The sequence below is a fragment of the Alphaproteobacteria bacterium genome, assembly GCA_040905865.1.
GTDB lineage: Bacteria > Pseudomonadota > Alphaproteobacteria > UBA8366.
Window position 1 is genome coordinate 57,239 of record JBBDQU010000022.1, and the last position, 20,569, is coordinate 77,807.

Below are 20,569 nucleotides of genomic sequence, written 5' to 3' on the forward strand. Positions count from 1 at the left end.
GTTTCCCGGCCTTGGATATTCCGCGCCCGTGGCGGCCGCGGCAGTCATGGTTGACGGCGGAAAATCAGAGTTGGCCACCGATGAATTTGCGGTGCCGGCTGAACCGTCATATACGAGGGCCGGCCCACGCCGCGGTCGCGGCGCGGGGGAATTGGCATGACGGACTCCTGGCGGCGGTCCCGATCCGAACCGGCGGAGGAAACATGGTGGAGCGTGTGGTCGAGGCGACATTTGCGGAAATCCGGGAATTGTTTGCCCTGCTGCCCGCGGCGGACGACGCGGCGCGGGACAAGACAGCGGCGCGCGAAGCGGAGCTGACCAAACCGGCGAAATCGTTGGGGCGGCTGGAATCGCTGACGCAATGGTGCGCTGCCTGGCAGGGCAGGCATCCACCGCAAATCGAACATCCGCGCGTCGCGGTGTTCGCCGCCAATCACGGCGTCGCCGTCCAGGGCGTATCGGCGTATCCGGCCGCCGTTACCGCGCAGATGGTGGCGAATTTCCAGGGCGGCGGGGCCGCCGTCAATCAGCTGTGCCTGCAGCAGGATGCGGATCTCAGGGTCTACGAAATGGCGCTGGACCATCCGACACGGGATTTCACCCGGGACGCCGCGCTGGACGAGGAAGAATGCGCCCGGGCGATGGCCTATGGCATGATGGCGGTGGAGGATCAGATCGATATCCTGTGTCTTGGCGAAATGGGCATTGCCAACACGACCAGCGCCGCGGCGCTATGCAATGCGCTGTTCGGCGGCGCGCCGGAAGACTGGACCGGCCCCGGCACCGGCCTCGCCGGAGAGGCGCTGCGGCGCAAGACGGCGGTCGTGGCGCAAGGTGTCGCCCTGCACCGTGATGCGGCGGGCGATCCGCTGGAAGTGCTGCGTCGCCTCGGCGGCCACGAACTGGCGGCGATCGGCGGCGCGATCCTGGCGGCGCGGATCGGCCGCGTGCCGGTCATTCTCGATGGCTTCGCCTGTACGGCTGCGGCATCGGTGTTGTATGCGATAGATTCCGGTTCGCTGGACCATTGCATCGTCGGGCATTGTTCGGCGGAACCGGGGCACAGGCGCCTGCTGGACGTCATCGGCAAGCGCCCGCTGCTGGATCTGGGCATGCGGCTCGGCGAAGGGACCGGCGCGGCGGTTGCGCTGGGGCTGGTGCGCGCCGCGATCGCCTGCCATACGGGTATGGCGACTTTCGCGCAGGCGCGGGTGGACGGGCCCGTATAATACGATCGGCGGGAAGATTGCCAATGGCGGCAGTGGAAAACGAAACGCGTCACCCGGAGCCCGGCCCGGCGGCCGCACGGCCGCGCGAAGGTCGGCTGGGCCTGCGGACGCTGATCCTGATCCGCTGGATCGCCGTCGCGGGACAGACGCTGACCATTCTCGTAGTCCATTACGGCTTTGAGTTCACGCTGCCGGTCTTTGCCTGCCTGCTGGTCGTCGGACTGACGGCTGTGTCGAACATTCTGCTCGCCCTGCGCATGTCGCCCCGGGCGCGGCTGGGCGACCGGGACGCCACCCTGGTGCTCGGCTTCGACATGCTGCAGCTTGGCATGCTGCTGTACCTGACGGGCGGACTGGAAAACCCCTTCACGATCCTGATCCTGGCGCCGGTCACCGTTGCCGCGACGATCCTTTCGCGGGGACCGACCATTGCGCTGACCCTGTTGGCGCTGGCGCTGGTCGCCGGGCTGTCATTCCTGCGGGCGCCATTGCCGTGGACGGGTTCGGCGCTGGCTCTGCCGTTTCCCTATGCGCTGGGCGTCTGGACGGCCCTGTCGGTCGCGCTGGCCTTCATCGCCACCTATGTCTGGTCGGTTGCGGACGATGCCCGGCGCATGGCGGCGGCGCTGGCCGCGACGGAAGCCTCGCTCAGCCGGGCGCGCAACCTGTCGGCGCTGGGCGGCCTGGCGGCGGCGGCGGCGCATGAACTCGGCTCGCCGCTCGCGACCATCGCCGTGGTTGCCCGCGAACTGTCGCGCGACGTGCCGGCCGGCAGCCCCTTGGCCGAGGATGTCGCCCTGCTGATCAGCCAGTCGGATCGTTGCCGCGACATTCTGGCGCAGCTTTCCCAGCGGCCTGAAGCGGTGGACCATCGGCCGCTCGAAAAACTGACGTTTTCCGCGATGATCATGCAGGTCTGCGAAATCTACCGGAATGGAAATGTTACGCTGGATATTGTTATCGACGAGACCAGCCAGGGCGCCGAGCCGGAAGCGCCCGAAAAGCCGGAATTCATGCATGGGGTCGGTAATCTGGTGAATAACGCGGCGCAGTTCGCGCGGAGCCGCGTCGCGCTGGAACTCTACTGGGACGACGAAACGGTTCGGCTTACGGTACATGACGATGGCCCCGGCTTCTCGCCGACCGTGCTGGCCTCGCTGGGCGAACCCTATATCTCGACCCGGGCGGAATCCGGCGGACATATGGGGCTGGGTGTCTTTATAGCGCAGACATTGCTGGAATCCGACGGCGCGACCTTGCGGTTCCGCAATCGGCGGGGCGCCGAAGTCGCCATCCGCTGGCCTCGCAACCGGTTTGGGCGTAGCATCGCGGAACGGAGCAATGGGTAAGTTCAGGGTAAGACCGATATGACAGAATCAGGCGAGCGCACCTTGCTGATCGTCGATGACGATGCGCCGCTGCGCAACCGGCTGGCGCGCGCGATGGAACAGCGCGGGTTCGCGGTGACGGTGGCGGAAAGCGTCGCCGAAGGGGTGGCGTCGTCGGCGGTGGCGCCGCCGGCCTATGCGGTCGTCGATCTTCGGCTGGATGACGGCAGCGGACTTGAGGTCGTATCCGCCCTGCGCCGCGCCCGCGCCGATATGCGGATCGTCATGCTGACCGGCTACGGCAACATCGCGACCGCGGTGGTGGCAATCAAGGCGGGCGTGGTGGACTTCCTGGCCAAGCCCGTGGACGCGGACCAGATCACGGCGGCGCTGCTGGAAACCGACCGGCCGCTGCCGCCGCCGCCGGAGGAACCGATGTCGGCGGACCGCGTACGCTGGGAGCATATCCTGCGGGTATTCGAACAATGCGACCGCAATGTTTCCGAAACGGCAAGGCGCCTGAAAATGCACCGCCGCACCTTGCAGCGTATCCTGAACAAGCACGCACCGCGAAACTGAAATTCCTGGTGACGGACAGCGTACCGTTCCGCCGCGGCGGTCCGTTGTGTCGCCGCTGTCAGCGCGCCAGGGCGCGGCGGCGCGGCGGTCGTTTCGGCGGCGGCGTGTAACTGCGCTGCTTCTGCATCAGCTGGTCGATATGCCGTCCCTGATACATGGTGATTCCCATCGATTGCCCGACGCGGATAGCGGCGGGTGAATCGCAGCGCGACATGATGATTCGCGCCTTGCCCGACTGTTTTACATGTTCGGTAATTTCATCGCGATGTATCCGGTGACCTTCGGTCATCAGGTCGGGAGACCAGACCATCTTGATCAGGTCGACGCCCATTTTTTCGCGATCGATCATATTGAAGAAATGCATGCTCACGCCGTCCAGGCACAGCCGGTAGCCTTTTTCATGCACGAAATCGCGCGCAAACATGAAGGCGCTGTAATCGGCGAAGACCTCGGTCGGCTGCAGTTCGATGATAATGGTGCCCCGGCTGCCGGTGCGGAGCGAGGTATCGAACTCGATAAATTCCGGCGACAGCAGCGTGCTGATGTTCAGGTTGAGGCTGAAGGAGGAAAACAGGTCGCTGTCGTCGGCGCGGGACAGCATCCGCAGCATCCGCATGTCCAGCGTCTGGGTCAGGTGCTGGAACAGCCAGCGGTTCGACGCCAGGTTCACGTCCGGCAGCATCGACTCCGCCAGATCCGCGATGGAAATATACAGTTCCTTGACGATGGATTGCGGCGGGTTTTCCCCGACGACGACGCAGATATGCTGCCGCCGCAGCACGCTCGATACATCCGTGCGCTGCAGGTAATCCTCCAGCCTGCCAAGCTGTTCCGGTGACAGCGGCCGCCGGTTATCTTCCCTTTCCTGGGGCATGCCCGCTTCGGCGGCGGCGGCGGCGAGGCGCCTTTCGCGGGCCTGCTCTTCTTCGTAGAGCTGCTCGGCCGTGGCGAGGAATTTATGATAGCCGGTTTCGATATTGTACCAGGTGCAGAACCGGGTCATGGCTTCTTCGTCCGGCCCCTGCGTCAGGGGATCTTCGCTGAACAGGTAACGCAGCCGCATGACCGCATCGTCGATATCCGCGATCCTGGCGTCCTTGCAGATGAAGACCATGTCCGAACTCTGCAATACGAATACCTGTCCGTCGTACTGGCTGACGGTCTCCTCGAAGGTATTGACGGCGACCCGGATGTGCTGTTCGCGCCGGTTCTGGGGTTTCAGCCGCGACAGATGGATATGGACGGCGCGCCGGCCCTCGCGGTGACGGTCCAGCCGCCGGGTGTAGTCGAGCAGGAGATAGGCCTGACTGTATGGGCTTTCGGCGTTTTGCATGGTCAGCGTCGGCATCCCGTTGTCCTGGGTGTCCGGCCTCGCGATGATCCTGAAACGGTGACGTCCGCAAGCGCATTTCCCGCGCCGGAACGCTGTAAGGCCCGATCCACCATGGTGTTAGCATAGCTTTCTGGACAGGTCGTTTCAATTCGGGCCCATGAGTCGCTTTTGAATATCATGGTCTGCCGGCTGAAACGATCAGGCAACGGACACCGGGTCTCGCGCCGGATTGCCGACGGGGGTCTGCGACGTCAAATTCACGCCCCATTCGGAATGGGTCAGCCATTCGTCGAAATCGGCAACATTTAACGGTTTGCTGAACAGGTAACCTTGCCCGACATCGCAGTTAAGATTTTCCAGAAGGTCGCAAATTTCCGTTGTTTCGACCCCTTCCGCCACGACCTTCATACCGAGGGCGTGCGCGAGCCCGATGGTTGAACGGACAATCGTTTCATTTCCCGCATCTTCCAGGATGGCCATCACGAAACTCTTGTCGATCTTCAGTTCGTCCGCCTGCAGGTCCTTCAGGTAACCCAGCGAGGAATAGCCGGTGCCGAAATCATCGACGGATATCCGGACACCCAGTTCGGAGAGGGCTGTAGTGACTGCCATCGCCGTTGACGGGTCGGCCATCAGCGCATTTTCCGTGACCTCCAGGATCAGCGACGCGGGGTCGGTATTCCATTTTGCCAGCCCGTCAGAAACCATTTCAACGATATGCCGGTCGTTCAGTAAACGGGCCGACATGTTGACGGCGACGTCGATGGTGTGGCCGCTGGCATGCCATCGGGACAACTGTTCCAGCGCCTTGTCCAGGACCCAATATGTCAATTCGCGGATGACACCCGTCTGCTCCGCCTTGTCGATAAAGTCGTCAGGAAAGATGAAACCGTGGACGGGATGAATCCATCGCACCAGCGCCTCAGTGGCGACAACACGCTGGTCCTTCAGGTTGATCTTGGGCTGGTAGAACAGCACGAGTTCGTCTTCCGCAACGGCGCGGCGCAGGTCTCCCGACAACGTCAGGTAGCGGACGCTGTTGACGTCTTTTTCAACGTCGTAGACGGCAACCCCGGTTTGCGCGGCCTTGGCGATGTACATGGCGACGTCGGCGCATTTGACCAGGCTCTCGGGCTCGTCGCCATGTTCGGGATACATGGCGATACCGATGCTGCCCCCGACCTCCAGGGTAAGCGACGCAAGTTCGAAAGGCGCCGTAACGGCGCTCAGGATGCGCCGCGATGTGTCGCTGGCATCGGCCGTATTGCGCGCGGAGGGCAGGATCACGGCAAATTCGTCGCCGCCAAAGCGAGCGATAGTGTCGGTTTCCGACACGACCGTGCCGAGGCGGATCGCGATCTGTTCCAGCAGGCGGTCGCCCATATGATGACCCAGCGTGTCGTTGACTTCCTTGAACCGGTCCAGGTCCAGTAGCAGGACCGCGAAGCTGCTTTCCGACTGTGCTGCCTGCGCAATAATTTCGCTTATGCGTTCCTGGAACATGACCCGGTTGGGAAGGCCTGTCAGGGCGTCATGCCTGGCCTGGTGTTCAAGTGTCTGCCGCTGCTGTTTGCGTTCGGTGATATCGCGAACGAATGCTGTGAAAACGGTCTGGTCGTCTTGTTCGACCCTGCTGGCGGATACTTCGGCGGGAAACGAACTTTGTGTGCCTCGTTGTCCCCGCAGTTCGTGCGGCGCCTCGCCGACATGCAGCTGCCGAGCCAGCTGTTCAGGCGTTTCGCTGCCTGCAAGTTCCGGAAACAGTTTGCCAATATGGCCGCCGACAATATTCGTTTCACCCTGACCGAATATTTTCATCGCTGCCGGATTGACGGACAGGACGATGCCGGATGGCGCGGTCGTGACGATGCCATCGAAACTGTGCTCGACGACATGGCGCATCATGATGTCCCGGCGGCGGATATCCAGGCTCTGGAAGACCAGTCGGATGGCCTGCTGGTCGCTGCGCCGTATGACCGAGACGACGAAGGAAAGGATCACGGCCAGGAGCATGGCCGCAGTATCCACAATCACAGGAGCCAGCGCTTGCACGGCATAGGCTGCGCCCAGCACGGCGCACAGGGCGATGCCCGCGCCGATGGCGCTTTGCCGCCAGGACAGCGCCCTGAACAGGGCGTCCATGCCGAATGTCAGCAGTATGATGAAGAATACCATGGGCCCGGTCGCCAGCGAGTGCAACGCGCGGCCCTGGACGAGGGTTTCGTATGCCAGGATATGGATCATCGGGCCCGGGACTGTCTGGTATACCGGGACGGCGAGCTGGTCTCCCAGTTCAACGGCAGTGCTGCCAATCATCATCATTTTTCCGGAGACTGCGGCAGGATCGAATTGCCCCTCCATGATGTCGGCATAAGAGAGCCGAGGTACCGACGATGGAACAATGCTGTAGTCGATGCGAAACTCTTCCATATTCTGGAAATTACTGCCGGCAAGGGCTGCGCTCAGGGTTGGTTTGTCGGCATCACGGGTTGATATCCGGCGTATCAGCCCGTCCGGATCCGGCCTCACGTTTACGGAGGCGAGCCGCGCATGCTGACGAAACTCGGGAAGCGGCACTGATTCACTGAGAATTCGAGAACCGTCATCTGCACGGCTCAACTGGCTGAAAGCCGGCAAGGTGACCCGGCCTTCGCTGCGCCTGACAGCATCCTGAAGGATGCGATCTTCCTCCGGCCGTGATCGCGCGCTGAAATCTATATCAATAGCGATCTGCGTTGCCCCGGCCGCCAGCAGGTTATCTATCACCTGGGCGTGAAAGCGGCGCGGCCAGGGCCAGATTTCCAGTTTTTCAATGCTTTTCGGGTCAATGGCAACAAGGACGAGGTTGCCGGATGCCGGACGCGGATTCAGCGTGAAACTGAAATCCGATAGTTTGTTATCAACAACAACTAATCCACCGAGAAGATATATAGCGGTAATGAATGTCGTGACCGCCGCCGCCGGAAGGAATTGCATGACCCGTTGCGGCAGGAGGCTGCGGCGGCTGGCAGCGTTCGTTTCCGCATCAATTGTCATGCCGGTCATTCCGTGCTGGTTACAACAAGTGGCGCGTTATTCCCCGGGACAATGATAACCACGCTTTCTGCATGATACGCGTTCGATGTTAAACGCTTCTTAACCGGATGCCCGTCCGCCTTTCTAGAACAGGCTCGCTGAGACGGCCGGTGTTGTGACAACCGGTGCGGTTACGACTGGGGCCGATACCACGGGAGCCACGACTGGCGGCGGCGTGAAAACGGGCGCGGTCACGACCGGGGCCGATACCACCGGAGCGACGACTGGCGGCGGCGTGAAAACGGGCGCGGCCACGACCGGTGCCGATACGGCCGGGGCGGACACGACCGGCGCCGACATGACCGGTGCGGACACGACCGGCGCCGACACGACCGGTGCGGTCACGACCGGCGCCGATACGGCTGGGGCAGATACGGCCGGCGCCGCTGCTGCCGCCCCTATGGGTGCCGCCGCAGCAACTACCGAACCGCTGCTGCCCTGCCCGGCAGCGCCGTTGATACCGGTAACTGGCGCTTGCGCTGCCGCCGCCGCATTTGCCGGGTTAATCGAATTGCTGCCGCCGTTTCCCGAATTACCACTACCGTTGCCGCCCGCATTTCCATTGCCACCAGAGTTGACCGGGACCGCTGCGGTTGCGAGTGCCGTATCGCTTGCCGGGACGCCGCCACTACCGTTCCCGCCACCGCCGTTCCCGCCATTGCCGTTCCCGCCATCGTTGTTGGCAACTTCCGGCAATTCAGCTGCCGGGGTTGTTGCCGGGTTACCGGACACGCTTTTCTCTTCCATTTCACTGCCGGCGTTGAGGCCGGTGCCGACGTCGGTGACAATGAATCCGCCTGTGAGCGTCGCAATATCAATCTTGGCGGCGCCGAGTGCCTTGGATATTTTGAGGCCAGATTTAAGCGTACCTTTGCCGGCCGATTTCTTGCTCACTGCGACCTGGCTTTCTGACTTTGCATTTTCAGGCTTGGCTTTGGAAGCGGGCGCATCGTCAGATGCCGGGGCCGAATCATCGGATGCCGTTGCGGTGACCTGTGTTTCCTGCACCGGCGCCTTGTTTCCGGATATTTCCAGCCCGCCGCCCGGCGTCGAAGGCACAACACCGGTCTGACCCGGGCGAACCAGCCCGCTCTGGCCCGATCGGACGTCGTCTACCTGGACCAGCCCTTCGATGACGTGCACTGCGCTGCCGTTCGTATCGACGCTCACTGTGAAGGTCGTGCCTTTGACAACGGCCGCGAGATACGGTGTCGCAACTTCGAAATGCTGTTCCGGCCGGTTGTTCACCTTCAGCAGCAGCGTGCCCAGGTTCTGGAGGATGCGGGTCACCATGCCGCCGGTTTCTGCCGGGATGACGATCTCGCTGCCCGGCGACATGGTCATCCGTTCCGCGCCACGGGCCAGAATAACCCTTGCGCCCGCGGCTGTTGTGATTTTGCTGCCGATCCCAACCTGGTCACCGCCTGCCAGCGGCGATTCTGTGGCGCCGATCGTGTGGCGGGCATCGCCGCTGACAGTCTGCACGGTCCAGGGCAGGCTGTTCTGCGCCAGCACCGTATTCGCAAAGAACCCGGTTATCACTATCAGGAGGATGAAGAGGGGGCGGCGATCAAGAAGTCTCATAATTTAAATCCCAGGTCAAAGCGCGACATGCATCCATATTGGAATAACATCTACTATGGATCCAAAAGGGAATAATCCTCCAAATGGGGTATCATTGATTAATAATTCATTGTTTCTGTTTGATCATTTTAGGAAAATAAAACGAAAGAACTGTTAAAATTTTAACTAAATTAAGCAACTGTTTAGGCGCCTTATCCTCACTTTAAAGTCGCATTGATCGATGTTTTCCTGTTGAATACGAGCGCCTTATGCGAAGAGGAAGAAACTTTGGTTTCGATGGTGCAATGACCGGAACCCGGCAAACAATGCGATTGTTCTTCACCGTGTTGGCAGGTATCTGTTTTACAGCGCTGCCGCTTGGCGCGCAGCAATCGGCGGAGCCTGGTCAGATCGAACGCCAGATTGAGCAGTCGAAGCCCAGCCTGCGACCTGCCGAAACGGAAATCCGCCTGTTGCCCGACCAGCCCGTGCGAACGGCGGGACCAACCGACGACCGCTTCGTTCTGGCCGCCGTGGTTTTAGACGGCGCCACGGTGTTCGACCCGGTCGATTTTGCGCCGTATTACGAAGACCTTCTCGCGCGGGAAATCACGCTCGCGGATATTGAGAACATTCTTGCGCGGATCACCAAGAAATACCGCGACGAAGGCTATGTCCTTTCACGCGCGATCGCGCCGCCGCAGAATCTTGCCGCCGGCGTCGTGCGAATCACGGTCATAGAGGGCTACGTCGATCAAATCATTTACGAAGGGCAGGACTTCCCGCAGGACGCGGTCGATATCTATGCCCGCCGGATAAAAGCGGAGCGGCCGCTGCGTCTGGAGGCGCTGGAGCGTTCGATCCTCCTGATCAACAATACCGCAGGGCTGCGGGTAGAGCCCCGGCTGCGCGCTATCGACGCGGATAACGGGCGCTACGCTGTGGTGCTGCGGACGACCCATACTCCCGTGGACGGCTTTGCCTTCGTTGACAATCGCGGTACGCCGGCGGTCGGTCGGGCCCAGGGCTGGGCAAGCGTGGGGCTGAATGGGTTGCTGGGCTGGCGCGAGCGCTTCCAGTTCGGCATGTTTACCGTGCCTACTCAGCCAAGCGAACTGATGTATCTGGAGGGATCGTTCACCCAGGCGGTGGGCGATGACGGGCTGAGCTACGCGCTCCAACTGTCCCAGACCGCGGTCGATCCGGGATCGGAACAAAACATCCTGGGTGTAGAAAGTGCGGCGACGCATGCCCAGTTCCGCTTGCGCTATCCGCTCATCCTCGCCAGCAAGCAGAATTTGTGGGTGAAGGGAGCCTTCGATTATCAGGACTCGGTCCAGACGGCATTTGACCGCACCACCAGCGACGACCGTCAGCGTGTGTTCCGCGCCGGCTTTGACTACTGGCTGACCCATGGCAGCGGCTCGACGAACCTGACCGCCCAGGTGAGCCAGGGTCTGAACATCCTCGACGCGACGGAACAGGGATCGCGCAACCTGTCGCTGGCCGACGGGAGGAGCGATTTCACCAAGCTGACCGGTAACATCACGCGGCAGCAGGCGCTGTTCGGCAATGTCGGGCTCCAGGCGCAGGTCGGCGGACAGTGGTCTGCGCAGCCCCTGCTCGCGGGTGAGGAAATGGGCCTGGGCGGCACCCAGTATGGCCGTGCCTATGATTTTTCGGAAGTGACCGGCGATAGCGCCGTGGCGGGTTCGCTCGAACTTCATTACACCGCAAATACCGGCATGAAATGGCTCAGTGCGTATCAGGCCTATACGTTCTACGATCTGGGCTCGGTCTGGAACGACGTCGCCGGCGACGGCACGACTCGTGATTCAGTGTCTTCTGTCGGTGGCGGCGCCAGATTCATCATTACGCCGCAGTTCCGGATCAATCTGGAAATTGCCAAGCCGCTGACACGGGAAGTCAATACCCGCGACAGTACGGGGACGCGTGCGTTCCTTAATGTGACGGCGATATTCTGACGCCTATACGCTGGTCGGTCGCGGGCGGCTGGGATGCGGCCCTACCTTCCGGCGCGGTATCAGCCGCGATGCAGCCACCAGTTCTTTTCGTTGATCGAATAGATCGGCTTGTAGTGGCGGATGCGGTCGGCGTTGATCACCTGCGAAATCTGGTTGTCGAGAATCAGCGCTTCGCCATCCAGATAAACCACCAGAACGGCATGAGCGATTTTCAGGTTCAGGTCGTTCAGCACGACAATCCGCATGTCGCTGACCGGCATGCCCAATGCCCGCAGCGAAATATACTTCGATATCGCGTAATCCTCGCAGTCGCCGTCGCGATCGAAGAACTCCCTGGGCGTCGCCCAGTAATCCTTGATGCCGTAATTGACCGGATCGACGATATAGACACGTTCGTTCACATAAACGTTCACTTTCTCGATCTGTTCGCGGCGCGGCAGGTCGGCGATGTCCTCGAGGAACCCCTCCCAGCGTTCCAGGGCGCAGGTGTTCACCCGCGATACCCGGCATTTTTGGCGGCGCGCATGCAGCTCTGACTCGTAGCGGGCGATCACGCCGGTCCATTTGCTGAACTTCGTCAGCGTGGCGGAACGGACCTCGCGCGTGCCGAACAGCAGGGGATGGGCGGCGCCGGCTTCCAGGTTTTCGCTGGCCACGGAATACATCGTCGCGAATGGCGCGGCCAGCGCGATAAATACGCCGGCCAGAAACGTCCTGGCCAGATGCCGGCGGGTTTCTCGCAACGGTGACCCCTAAATCGTGACCCTCATTTGAGGCTGGCCGAAAACGTCTAATTATAAATTAACGAATTTAATTAACTGTGCCCCATACATTTAAAACGATTGCCGCCGCGATATTGCGAGGATTGCCGTGCAGGACGCGAAAACAGAACCCGATGGCCGCCAGGCCCTGATGCGCATGGTACTGACCGCCCTGGCAATTGTTTTCTCCGCAGGTGTCGGCGTGCTGGCGGTGTTCCAGTTCACGGATGCGGAGCGGGAGCGCGAACTGAAGCGCTGGCAGCAGCGCCTTGGCATTGTCGCCGACAGCCGCCTCGCCGACGTTGAATCGTGGATCGAATCGCAGATGGCGGTAATGCGCGATCTCGCGGAAAACGGTTCGCTGCAGCTTTATCTTTCGGTCCTGGCGGAAGCCGATCCCGGCGCCGACACGGCGGAAGCGACCTATCTGCGCAACCTGCTGACAGTGGTGGCCCAGCGCGAAAAATTCGTACCGGGAATTGCACCCGCCGCCGTTTCCGCCAACGTGGGATCCGTTGGCGTGGCGGGTATCGCGCTACTGAATGGCGAGGGCCGGACCATCGTGGCCAGCCCGTCGATGCCCCTGATCGAAGGGCCGCTGGCGACGTTCATCGCCGGGGCCGACCGTGGCAAAAGCGCGGTCTCCAGTATTTTTGCCGGTCCGTCAGGGGCGCCGGTCATCGCCTTTCTTGCCCCGATACTCGATGTGCAGGCGGATGTCGCCACGGATGCGCCGATCGGCCGCGTGCTCGGCGTCAAGCCGGCATCGCCTGAACTCTACGCGCGCCTGAAACAGCCCGGCAGCGTCGATGTCACGGCGGAGGCGCTGCTGGTCCAGCGCGACGGCGTGACCGTGGCGTACCTGTCGCCGCAGGCGGACGGCACCGCCCCCCTGGCGCGCCGGCTGGCGGAGGATACGCCCGAACTCGCGGCCAGTTTCGCCCTGAAATCACCCGGCGGGTTTGCACGCAAACGCGACTACGACGATACTGAAGTTCTCGTCACGTCGCGCGCCGTCTCGGATGTGCCATGGGTCCTCATGTACAAGGTGGACGTCGCCGAGGCGCTGGCCGAATCGGAATCCCGCATTCAGCAGATCGGCATTGCCTTCCTGCTGATTATCGGGCTGGTCCTGATCGGCATGGCGGCGCTGTGGTATTACGGCGCCTCGCGCCGCGCGACGGAAGCGGCCCGCCGGTTCGAGAAACTGGCCGCGGAGTTCCAGAACCAGCGCGATTTCATGCATCTGGTTACCGACAGCCAGCCGAACTCGATCATCATCTACGATCCGGACGGGCATTACCGCTGGTTCAACAGGGTGGCTGTGGAGCAAAGCGGACTCGACCGGCAGTCGCTGCGCGGCAAGCATGTCAGCAGCATCGTGGGACCGGTCGTCGGCAGGCAGATCGCGGGCTGGGTCGCGGACTGTCTTGAAGCGGCGAAACCCGCCAGCCACATTCACACCATGCAAGAGGAATCCGGTGAAGAGCGGGTTTACAGTTCCGATCTGATTCCGATGCCTGTAACGCGGGACGAGCGGCAGGGCGTTCTGGTCGTCTCCCAGGATATCACCGAGGCCGTGCTCGAACGCACCCGACGCGAGCGGATCATGCGCCAGCTGGTCAATACGCTGGTCGGCGTGGTCGATCGGCGCGACCCCTATTCGGCCAATCACTCGGTCCGTGTCGGCATGGTGGCGCGGGCGATTGCCGGGGAAATGAATCTCGATTCCGCCGATGGCGAAGTGGTGGAAATCGCCGGCAACCTGATGAACCTCGGCAAGATCGCGGTTCCGGAATCGGTGCTGACCAAGACCGAGGCGCTGACCGAACCCGAAATCCGGATGGTCCGCGACAGCGTCCTCGCCAGCGCCGATCTGGTGGCGGATATCGAATTCGATGGACCCGTCGCCGAGACAATCCGGCAATTGCAGGAGCATTTCGATGGCACCGGCATGCCGGATGGCCTGAAGGGCGAGGATATCCTGCCGACCGCGCGGATCGTGGCGGTGGCGAACACCTTTGTCGCGATGGTCAGCGCCCGGTCCTACCGCCAGGGCATGGATTTTGACCGTGCGATGGCGATCCTGCAAAAGGAATCGGGCGCGGCGTTCGACCGGCGTGCGGTGACGGCGCTGATCCACTATATTGAAAATCGTGACGGGCGAACCGAATGGGCGTCGTTCGGCAATCCCGCGATCACGGAGGAACAATAGTCTCTGGCCCTGCATGTTCGAGCGCTTCAAGACAGGTTTTCACAGCCGGCCGCCGGCCGATACGCGTGTCTACGCGGTGGGCGATATTCACGGCCATGTGGATCGGCTGGCCGAACTGCAATCGCTGATTGCCGACGATGCGGCGACGGCGCCGGAACGCCGCCGGGTTGTCGTGTATGTCGGCGATTATTTCGACAGGGGCCCGGATTCCGCAAGCGTCATAGATCGGCTGATCGATCGGCCGATTTCGGGATTCGACAGCGTCTTTCTGAAAGGCAATCACGAAGATATTGTCCTGAAGTTTCTGGACGGCGACCTGGAATCGGGCGCGAACTGGATCGCCTTTGGCGGCGATGCGACGCTGCGCAGCTACGGGGTGGATTGTCAGGGGGCGATGCCCGATTACTCCGATCTCGTGGCGCACCGTCAGGCGTTTGCGGCGAACTTCCCCGCCCGTCACCGGCGGTTTCTGGAAACGCTGTCGCTGTCGCATGTCGAAGGGGATTATGCCTTCGTCCATGCGGGGGTGCGGCCCGGCCGGCCCCTGGCGGATCAGCGACCGGCGGACCTGATGTGGATTCGCGAGGAATTCACCGATTCCGACAACGACCACGGCCATGTCATCGTGCATGGCCATACGCCCGTGACCCAGGTGGTGAACCGGCGCAACCGGATCGGCATCGATACTGGCGCGGGCTATGGCAGGGAACTGACAGCGGTGGTGCTGTCGGAAACGCGGCGGTCGTTTCTTCAGGCCTGATCCGCAGTCATGCGGCGGGTCTTGCACGGCGCCGGGGAATGGATTAGCCACGCGACAGTGAAATGCAGGACATGGCGGCGGGCATGACGGAAATTTCGGAAATAGCGGCCCTGGTGGGCCGGATGGACGGCGCTCGGGTGCTGTGCGTCGGCGACCTGATGCTCGACCGGTTCGTGACCGGTCGGGTCGAACGGGTATCGCCCGAAGCGCCCATCCCGGTGCTGCTGGTCGAGGACGAAGCGGAAATGATCGGCGGCGCAGGCAATGTGGTGCGCAACCTCGTCGCCTTCGGCGCGTCGGCCGCGCTGGTCGCGGCGGTCGGCGATGACGCGTCCGGCGCGGCGCTGGCGACGCTGCTGGGCGCGACCCGCGGCGCCGAGGCGCATCTCGTGGCCGTCCCCGGACGCCGGACGACCATCAAGACGCGCTTTGTGACCGGCGGGCAGCAATTGCTGCGCGCCGATCACGAAGCCCCGGTGACGATCGACGAGTCCGGGCGCAAGACCCTGCGGGACCGCGCGGCGGCGGCGCTGGCCGATTGCGCCGCGCTGGTGCTGTCGGATTACGGCAAGGGCGTTCTCGATCCGGGTCTGATCGCGGCGCTGATTGCCGCCGCGAATGACGCGGGCAAGCCGGTTGTCGTCGATCCCAAGGGCGCGGATTATGCCCGATATCGCGGCGCGACGCTGGTGACGCCGAACCGTGCCGAACTGGCGGAAGCCAGTGGTCTGCCGGTGGACGGCGACGATGCCATCGTCGCGGCCTGCCGCCGGATCATTGCCGATTGCGGCGTCCGCGCGGTGCTGGCGACACGCAGCGAACAGGGCATGACGCTGGTGCAGGGCGACAGGGTGGATCATCTGGCCGCCCGGGCCCGGGCGGTGTTCGACGTGTCGGGCGCCGGCGATACGGTGGCGGCGGCGCTGGGCGCCGGCCTGGCGCTGGGGGCGCCGATGCTGCTGGCGGCGCGGCTGGCGAATACGGCGGCCGGGGTCGCGGTCGGCAAGGTCGGTACCGCGGCGGCCTATGCCGGCGAAATCCTCGCGGCGCTGCACGAGGAGGAATTCCTGACCGGCGAGGCCAAGGTGGCGACGCTGGCTTCGGCGCGCGACCGCACCGATGGATGGCGCGCCCAGGGCCGCCGGATCGGATTTACGAATGGCTGTTTCGATCTGCTGCATCCTGGCCATATTTCGCTGCTCAATCAGGCGCGGGCACAATGCGACCGGCTGATCGTCGGCCTGAACAGCGATGCATCGGTCAGGCGGCTGAAGGGGCCGGCGCGTCCGGTGCAGAACGAAGCGGGCCGCGCCGCGGTGCTGGCGTCGCTCAGCGCGGTGGATCTCGTCGTGGTCTTCGCCGAAGACACGCCGCTGAACCTGATCTCCGCCCTGCGGCCGGATATTCTGGTCAAGGGCGCCGATTACACGGTCGATACGGTTGTCGGCCGCGACGAGGTCGAATCCTGGGGCGGCAAGGTGGTCCTGGCGGAGATTCTGGACGGTCACAGCACCACCGAAACGCTGCGCCGTCTCGGCAAGTAACCGCATGACCTAAAGGCCGGCGATCATGCGCCGGTCGGCCATTCGCATCAGCCGCGTTGCGGCGGTGCGGGCGAACAGCAGGGTCAGCGCCCGGCGGCGCGCCGGGTTCATCGACATTTCCGGCGCGGGCCGGACGATTTCGCCGCCATAACCGTCCGCGAACATGACGCCGCAGCCTTCCGGCAGTATCCGAACGGGAAATTCGGGCGGCACGGCGAAATAGAACCGGTCGCAAAAGCCGGTATAGTCCGGCCATTTGCCGTCGGCGCGAAAATCGGCGATGGATGACTTGATCTCCACGATGGTGAAGGCGCCGTCCGGCCCCAGGCCGATTACATCGGCGCGCCGCCGGGTCCGCAGCTTGAACTCGAACAGGCAGTCCGCGTCCATATTGCGCAGCAGCCGGGCAACACCCCGGGCGATCTCCGTGGCGATGCTGGTATCGCGTGAATTGTCGGTGTTTCCCGGCATGCATATAGATATACCAGATTGAATTTTGGAACAAAACAGGTACAATGGTCGAAATCGGGGCAAAACCGGTTGAGGGCGCCGTCGGCAAGTGAAATAACAGGTGCAACAATCGGAAAGACAAAAGCAGGTAGAAAGGCATGCGACGGTTGAAAATGGTTATCGGTTCCGTTGAAATCGAAGCGGAACTCTTCGATACGCCGACCGCGGACGCGCTGTATGCCGCCCTGCCCTTTGAATCCACGGCTGGCATCTGGGGCGATGAGGTATATTTCGCGACTCCCGTCAGCGTGCCGGCGGAACCGGATGCCCGCACTGTCGTCGAGGCGGGCGAACTGGCGTTCTGGCTGGCTGGCGATTCGATCGCCATCGGCTTCGGGCCGACGCCGATTTCCCGGGACGGCGAAATCCGCCTTGCGTCGCCGGCGAATATCTGGGGCCGCGCGCTGGACGACGTCCGTCTTTTGTCGTCCGTGACAGGTGGATCACCCATTTGGGTGACGGTGGTCGATTGAGAAACCATTAATAATGGCTAACCAGTGTGCCCGGCAGGATTGGCATGATCGTCGGCGGCGCCCTGCGGGCGGATCGGCGCAGCCATTTGCAGTGTGTGCGTTCCGGACAATATTGGAGAAGGTTTGAAGCTGTTCGTAAGGACCGGTTTTCCACGGGGAAGGCAAAATTGGCGGGCTGAAGGGGAAAACGTTTCCATGGTGACCAGCATATACAGGCCGGTACTGATTCCGGTGGCGTGCCGTCGTCGCGCGGTTCGCACCGCGTGGATCGCGGTGTCGCTGCTTCTGTCGATAATCGTCTTTTCCGGTTCCGGCGCGCTTCGTGCGGCGCCGACCGAAGGTGGCGACAACAACCTGTATGAAAACGCCCTCACCCGCTTCAATGAAGAGGATTTCGAGGGATCCATCATCCAGCTGAAAAACGTGTTGCAGCAGAATCCTGCTGACCTGGCGGCGCGCATACTGATCGGCAAGGCCTATCTGCGGCTCGGGAATGCCGTATCGGCGGAGAAGGAACTGCGCCGGGCCCTGGTGGAGGGGGGCGACGAGGAGTTGCTGATTGTGCCGCTGGCCAGTGCGACATACCTGCTGGAACGCTATGATGAGGTCATCGAAAAGTTTGTGCCGGAACGGCGCAGCATGGAAGTAGAGGCCGGCCTCCGCATTGTCCGCGGTCAGGCCTATCTCGCGCGTCTGGACCTGGAGGAGGCGGAAGAGTCGTTCGAGAAGGCGGCGGCGCTGCGACCCGATGAAAGCATGCCGATGGTCGGGCTCGCGGAAGTGTATCTGGCGCGGTCAGAAGTTCATGCCGCCCTGAATATGGCGAACCGGGCGGTTGTCGCCGCACCGGGGAATTTCCTTGCCTGGGCTGTGGATGCCCGGGCCAAACGGCGCATCGGCCGGGAGGCGGATGCGCTGATCAGCTATGACAAGGCGATAGAGTTACAGCCTGAATATGTCGAGGCGCGGGCGTCGCGCGCGATGATTCTCCTCAAGATGGGCCGTTTCGAGGAAAGCGCCGCGGATCTTGCGATGGTGCAGGAGAGCGATCCTGAAAACCCGTTCGGTCCCTATCTCGAGGCATTGTTGAAGCTGCGGCAAAAAGATACGGCGGGTTTCCTCGACGGATTGCATAAAACCGATACGCTGCTGCGTGGCCTGGATCGGAAACACCTGTTGGGCGATCCGGACAAGCTGCTGCTTGCGGCGGTGGTGAATCTGGCGCTCAAGAATTACAATGATGCGTTTAATTACAGCCGCGAGTATGTCGGCCGCGACCGGTATCACCCCGGCGCCCGGAAAATCCTGGGTGAACTGCTGCTGCGCCAGGGCAAGGTGCTGGAAGCGATAGCGCAGCTCGAAATGGCCGCGAAGCTGGCGCCGGACGACGTCGGAATCATGCGGCAGCTGGGATTGGCCTATCTGCAGCACGGCCGCTACGAAGACGCGAATATCACGCTCAAATCCGCCGCGGCATTGCAGCCGGAGGAAACGACGCTGCAGATGATGCTTGCCGGCAGCCAGTTGCAGAGCGGTAACCGGGACGAGGCCGTCGCCGGACTGGAAGCGGCGATAGCCAAGGATCCCGCAGCGCTGCGTCCCGGCGTGATGCTGGCCATGATCAGGATGCGCGATCGCGATTTCGATGGCGTCATCCAGGTTTCACGGCAACTGGTCGAACATCATGCGACGAACCCGGTCCTGTATAATTTCATCGGCACCGCGTTATACGCCAAGGGCGAGGATGCGGAAGCACGGGAAAATCTGCTGCGCGCGGTAGCGCTCAATCCGGAATATCTCGCGGCGCATCGTAACCTGGTACAGATCGACCTTCGGGAAGGCGACAAGGCCGCCGCGAAGGCGCGGCTGGAATCCATGATGAAAATGCCCGGCGCCGGCGTGCAGCCCCTGACCGAACTGGCGGCGCTCGCGACCGGCGAAGGCAACCTGCGCGAAGCGGTTTCCCTGCTGTCCAAGGCGCGGGAACAGGAACCCGATAACCTGGCCGTCCAGATCGAACTGATCCAGATGCTCGGCCGGTCCGGGGACGGCGATGCGGCGCTGCGCAACGCCCGCAAGCTCCGGGACAGGTTTCCGGAAAATCCCGATGTCATGGAGCAGCTGGGCCTGGCCGAGTCCGCGTTCGGAAAGTCCGAAGATGCGGCTGTCGCCTATCGCCGCATGGCGAGCCTGATCCGCGACGATGCCGACGGTCTGCTGAAGGCGGCCCGCTATCAGGTTGCCGCGGGCGACCTGACGGGTGCCTATGAGACCCTGAACCGGGCGCTTGTCACGAACGGCGATCATCTGGGCGCCCTGGAGGCGATCGTCAGCGTCGAATCCCGCCTCAAGCGGTTTGACGACGCCCTGGCGCGTGCGGCACTGCTGACGAGCCGGTTTCCGGACAACCCGCTAGGCGACAAGCTGCGCGGCGATGTCCATGTCCGTCAGCAGCGCTATGGCGATGCGGCCCTGGCCTATCGCGATGCACTGGCGATTCAGGTTTCCGGCGACCTGCTGATCCGGCAGTATCTGGCGCGGCGGAAATCGGGAATCGAGGCGCCGACGCTGGCGCCGCTGGAAGCCTGGGTGGCCAAAAACCCGAAAGACTATCCGGCGCGTGCCGCGCTGGCGGCGGGTTATCTGAGCGCGAAGAATATCCCGGCGGCGCGGGCGCTGTACGAGGAATTGAATCGGGAAGAGCCGAACGATCCCATGGTTTTGAATAACCTCGCGGAAATTTACCTTGAAGCCGGCGACAAGCGGGCGCTGGCTCTCGCGGAAGCGGCCTACAATCTGGCGCCGCGGCAGCCGGAAACGCTGGATACGCTCGGCTGGATCCATGTGCGGCAAGGGGAGGCGGCAAAGGGCCTGGAACTGCTGCGCGCCGCCTATTCACGGGCGTCCCGCCGGCCTAGCATCCGCTATCATCTGGCCGTGGCGCTTAGCCAGCTGGGCCGAAATGACGAGGCGCGCAGCCATCTGAACGATATCCTGAAAATGAACGAGCTTGGCGACCTCGAGGCTGAGGCCAAACGCCTCCTCGAACAGATAGGCGGATGAACTGCAAATGCGAATCGAATTCCAATCCCCGGACCGCACGTGACGGAATTCTTTACATCGTTAGCGAAGCGTGAATTTCAAATTAAGCCATTGAAATACAAGAGTAAAAATTGTATAAATTGGGTGCGACTCTGATAAAAGTGTCGAAAAA

At 62.5% G+C, this 20,569-nt stretch carries 14 protein-coding genes; 9 read left to right on the forward strand and 5 right to left on the reverse strand.

Features of this window, described 5'->3' with window-relative positions; genetic code table 11:
- The first annotated feature begins 203 nt into the window (after positions 1–203).
- Genes cobT through WD767_04440 form a run of 3 tightly spaced genes read left to right on the forward strand, consistent with a single transcriptional unit; the run spans position 204 to position 3,136 of the window.
- Positions 204–1,229: a nicotinate-nucleotide--dimethylbenzimidazole phosphoribosyltransferase gene (gene cobT / locus WD767_04430; GenBank protein ID MEX2615323.1), complete on the forward strand. Its 1,026-nt coding sequence runs from the start codon at positions 204–206 to the stop codon at positions 1,227–1,229.
- Between the two features lie 23 nt (positions 1,230–1,252).
- Entirely contained in the window at positions 1,253–2,578 is a 1,326-nt protein-coding gene (locus WD767_04435; protein ID MEX2615324.1) for an ActS/PrrB/RegB family redox-sensitive histidine kinase, read from the forward strand.
- 18 nt (positions 2,579–2,596) lie between these two features.
- Positions 2,597–3,136 carry an ActR/PrrA/RegA family redox response regulator transcription factor gene (locus WD767_04440; GenBank protein MEX2615325.1) on the forward strand — a complete coding sequence of 180 codons (540 nt, stop codon included), beginning with the start codon at positions 2,597–2,599 and terminating at the stop codon, positions 3,134–3,136.
- A 58-nt stretch (positions 3,137–3,194) separates the two neighbouring features.
- Here the strand turns inward: WD767_04440 and WD767_04445 are convergent, their stop codons facing one another.
- From WD767_04445 to WD767_04455, 3 genes are all read right to left on the reverse strand, one after another.
- Positions 3,195–4,484: a hypothetical protein gene (locus WD767_04445; protein MEX2615326.1), complete on the reverse strand. Its 1,290-nt coding sequence runs from the start codon at positions 4,482–4,484 to the stop codon at positions 3,195–3,197.
- A gap of 183 nt (positions 4,485–4,667) precedes the next feature.
- Entirely contained in the window at positions 4,668–7,505 is a 2,838-nt protein-coding gene (locus WD767_04450; GenBank protein MEX2615327.1) for an EAL domain-containing protein, read from the reverse strand.
- Positions 7,506–7,628: 123 nt separating this feature from the next.
- Positions 7,629–9,059, reverse strand: coding sequence for a FecR family protein (locus WD767_04455; GenBank protein MEX2615328.1), 1,431 nt, complete (start codon positions 9,057–9,059; stop codon positions 7,629–7,631).
- 374 nt (positions 9,060–9,433) lie between these two features.
- On the opposite strand from WD767_04455, the gene WD767_04460 reads away from it, so the two are divergent.
- The gene (locus WD767_04460; protein ID MEX2615329.1) at positions 9,434–11,092 is read left to right on the forward strand and encodes a POTRA domain-containing protein; all 1,659 of its coding nucleotides are present in this window, start codon (positions 9,434–9,436) and stop codon (positions 11,090–11,092) included.
- Positions 11,093–11,151: 59 nt separating this feature from the next.
- Here the strand turns inward: WD767_04460 and WD767_04465 are convergent, their stop codons facing one another.
- A complete protein-coding gene (locus WD767_04465; GenBank protein MEX2615330.1) occupies positions 11,152–11,835 on the reverse strand; it encodes a transglutaminase-like cysteine peptidase in 684 nt (227 codons plus the stop codon).
- A gap of 127 nt (positions 11,836–11,962) precedes the next feature.
- Here WD767_04465 and WD767_04470 point away from each other — a divergent pair, with 127 nt between their 5' ends.
- The 3 genes from WD767_04470 to rfaE1 all read left to right on the forward strand — a co-directional run bounded on the left by WD767_04470 (position 11,963) and on the right by rfaE1 (position 16,372).
- Complete coding sequence (locus tag WD767_04470; protein ID MEX2615331.1) at positions 11,963–14,068, forward strand: HD domain-containing phosphohydrolase; 2,106 nt, start codon at positions 11,963–11,965, stop codon at positions 14,066–14,068.
- Positions 14,069–14,081: 13 nt separating this feature from the next.
- Positions 14,082–14,828 carry a metallophosphoesterase family protein gene (locus tag WD767_04475; GenBank protein ID MEX2615332.1) on the forward strand — a complete coding sequence of 249 codons (747 nt, stop codon included), beginning with the start codon at positions 14,082–14,084 and terminating at the stop codon, positions 14,826–14,828.
- An 83-nt stretch (positions 14,829–14,911) separates the two neighbouring features.
- Positions 14,912–16,372, forward strand: coding sequence for a D-glycero-beta-D-manno-heptose-7-phosphate kinase (gene rfaE1 / locus WD767_04480; GenBank protein MEX2615333.1), 1,461 nt, complete (start codon positions 14,912–14,914; stop codon positions 16,370–16,372).
- Positions 16,373–16,381: 9 nt separating this feature from the next.
- Here the strand turns inward: rfaE1 and WD767_04485 are convergent, their stop codons facing one another.
- Positions 16,382–16,843: an MmcB family DNA repair protein gene (locus tag WD767_04485; GenBank protein MEX2615334.1), complete on the reverse strand. Its 462-nt coding sequence runs from the start codon at positions 16,841–16,843 to the stop codon at positions 16,382–16,384.
- Positions 16,844–16,980: 137 nt separating this feature from the next.
- Between WD767_04485 and WD767_04490 the strand changes: the two genes are divergently transcribed.
- Both WD767_04490 and prsT read left to right on the forward strand, forming a co-directional pair.
- A complete protein-coding gene (locus WD767_04490) occupies positions 16,981–17,355 on the forward strand; it encodes a cyclophilin-like fold protein (GenBank protein MEX2615335.1) in 375 nt (124 codons plus the stop codon).
- Positions 17,356–17,550: 195 nt separating this feature from the next.
- Entirely contained in the window at positions 17,551–20,418 is a 2,868-nt protein-coding gene (prsT, locus tag WD767_04495) for an XrtA/PEP-CTERM system TPR-repeat protein PrsT (GenBank protein MEX2615336.1), read from the forward strand.
- Positions 20,419–20,569 lie beyond the last annotated feature (151 nt).

Excerpts from the sequence above, each read along its gene's own strand:
- rfaE1 (MEX2615333.1), top strand. The coding sequence starts at position 14,912 with ATGACGGAAATTTCGGAAATAGCGGCCCTGGTGGGCCGGATGGACGGC.
- WD767_04445 (MEX2615326.1), bottom strand. The coding sequence starts at position 4,484 with ATGCCGACGCTGACCATGCAAAACGCCGAAAGCCCATACAGTCAGGCC.
- WD767_04435 (MEX2615324.1), top strand. The coding sequence starts at position 1,253 with ATGGCGGCAGTGGAAAACGAAACGCGTCACCCGGAGCCCGGCCCGGCG.
- WD767_04460 (MEX2615329.1), top strand. The coding sequence starts at position 9,434 with ATGCGATTGTTCTTCACCGTGTTGGCAGGTATCTGTTTTACAGCGCTG.
- WD767_04490 (MEX2615335.1), top strand. The coding sequence starts at position 16,981 with ATGCGACGGTTGAAAATGGTTATCGGTTCCGTTGAAATCGAAGCGGAA.
- WD767_04440 (MEX2615325.1), top strand. The coding sequence starts at position 2,597 with ATGACAGAATCAGGCGAGCGCACCTTGCTGATCGTCGATGACGATGCG.
- WD767_04450 (MEX2615327.1), bottom strand. The coding sequence starts at position 7,505 with ATGACAATTGATGCGGAAACGAACGCTGCCAGCCGCCGCAGCCTCCTG.
- WD767_04485 (MEX2615334.1), bottom strand. The coding sequence starts at position 16,843 with ATGCCGGGAAACACCGACAATTCACGCGATACCAGCATCGCCACGGAG.
- prsT (MEX2615336.1), top strand. The coding sequence starts at position 17,551 with ATGGTGACCAGCATATACAGGCCGGTACTGATTCCGGTGGCGTGCCGT.
- WD767_04475 (MEX2615332.1), top strand. The coding sequence starts at position 14,082 with ATGTTCGAGCGCTTCAAGACAGGTTTTCACAGCCGGCCGCCGGCCGAT.
- cobT (MEX2615323.1), top strand. The coding sequence starts at position 204 with ATGGTGGAGCGTGTGGTCGAGGCGACATTTGCGGAAATCCGGGAATTG.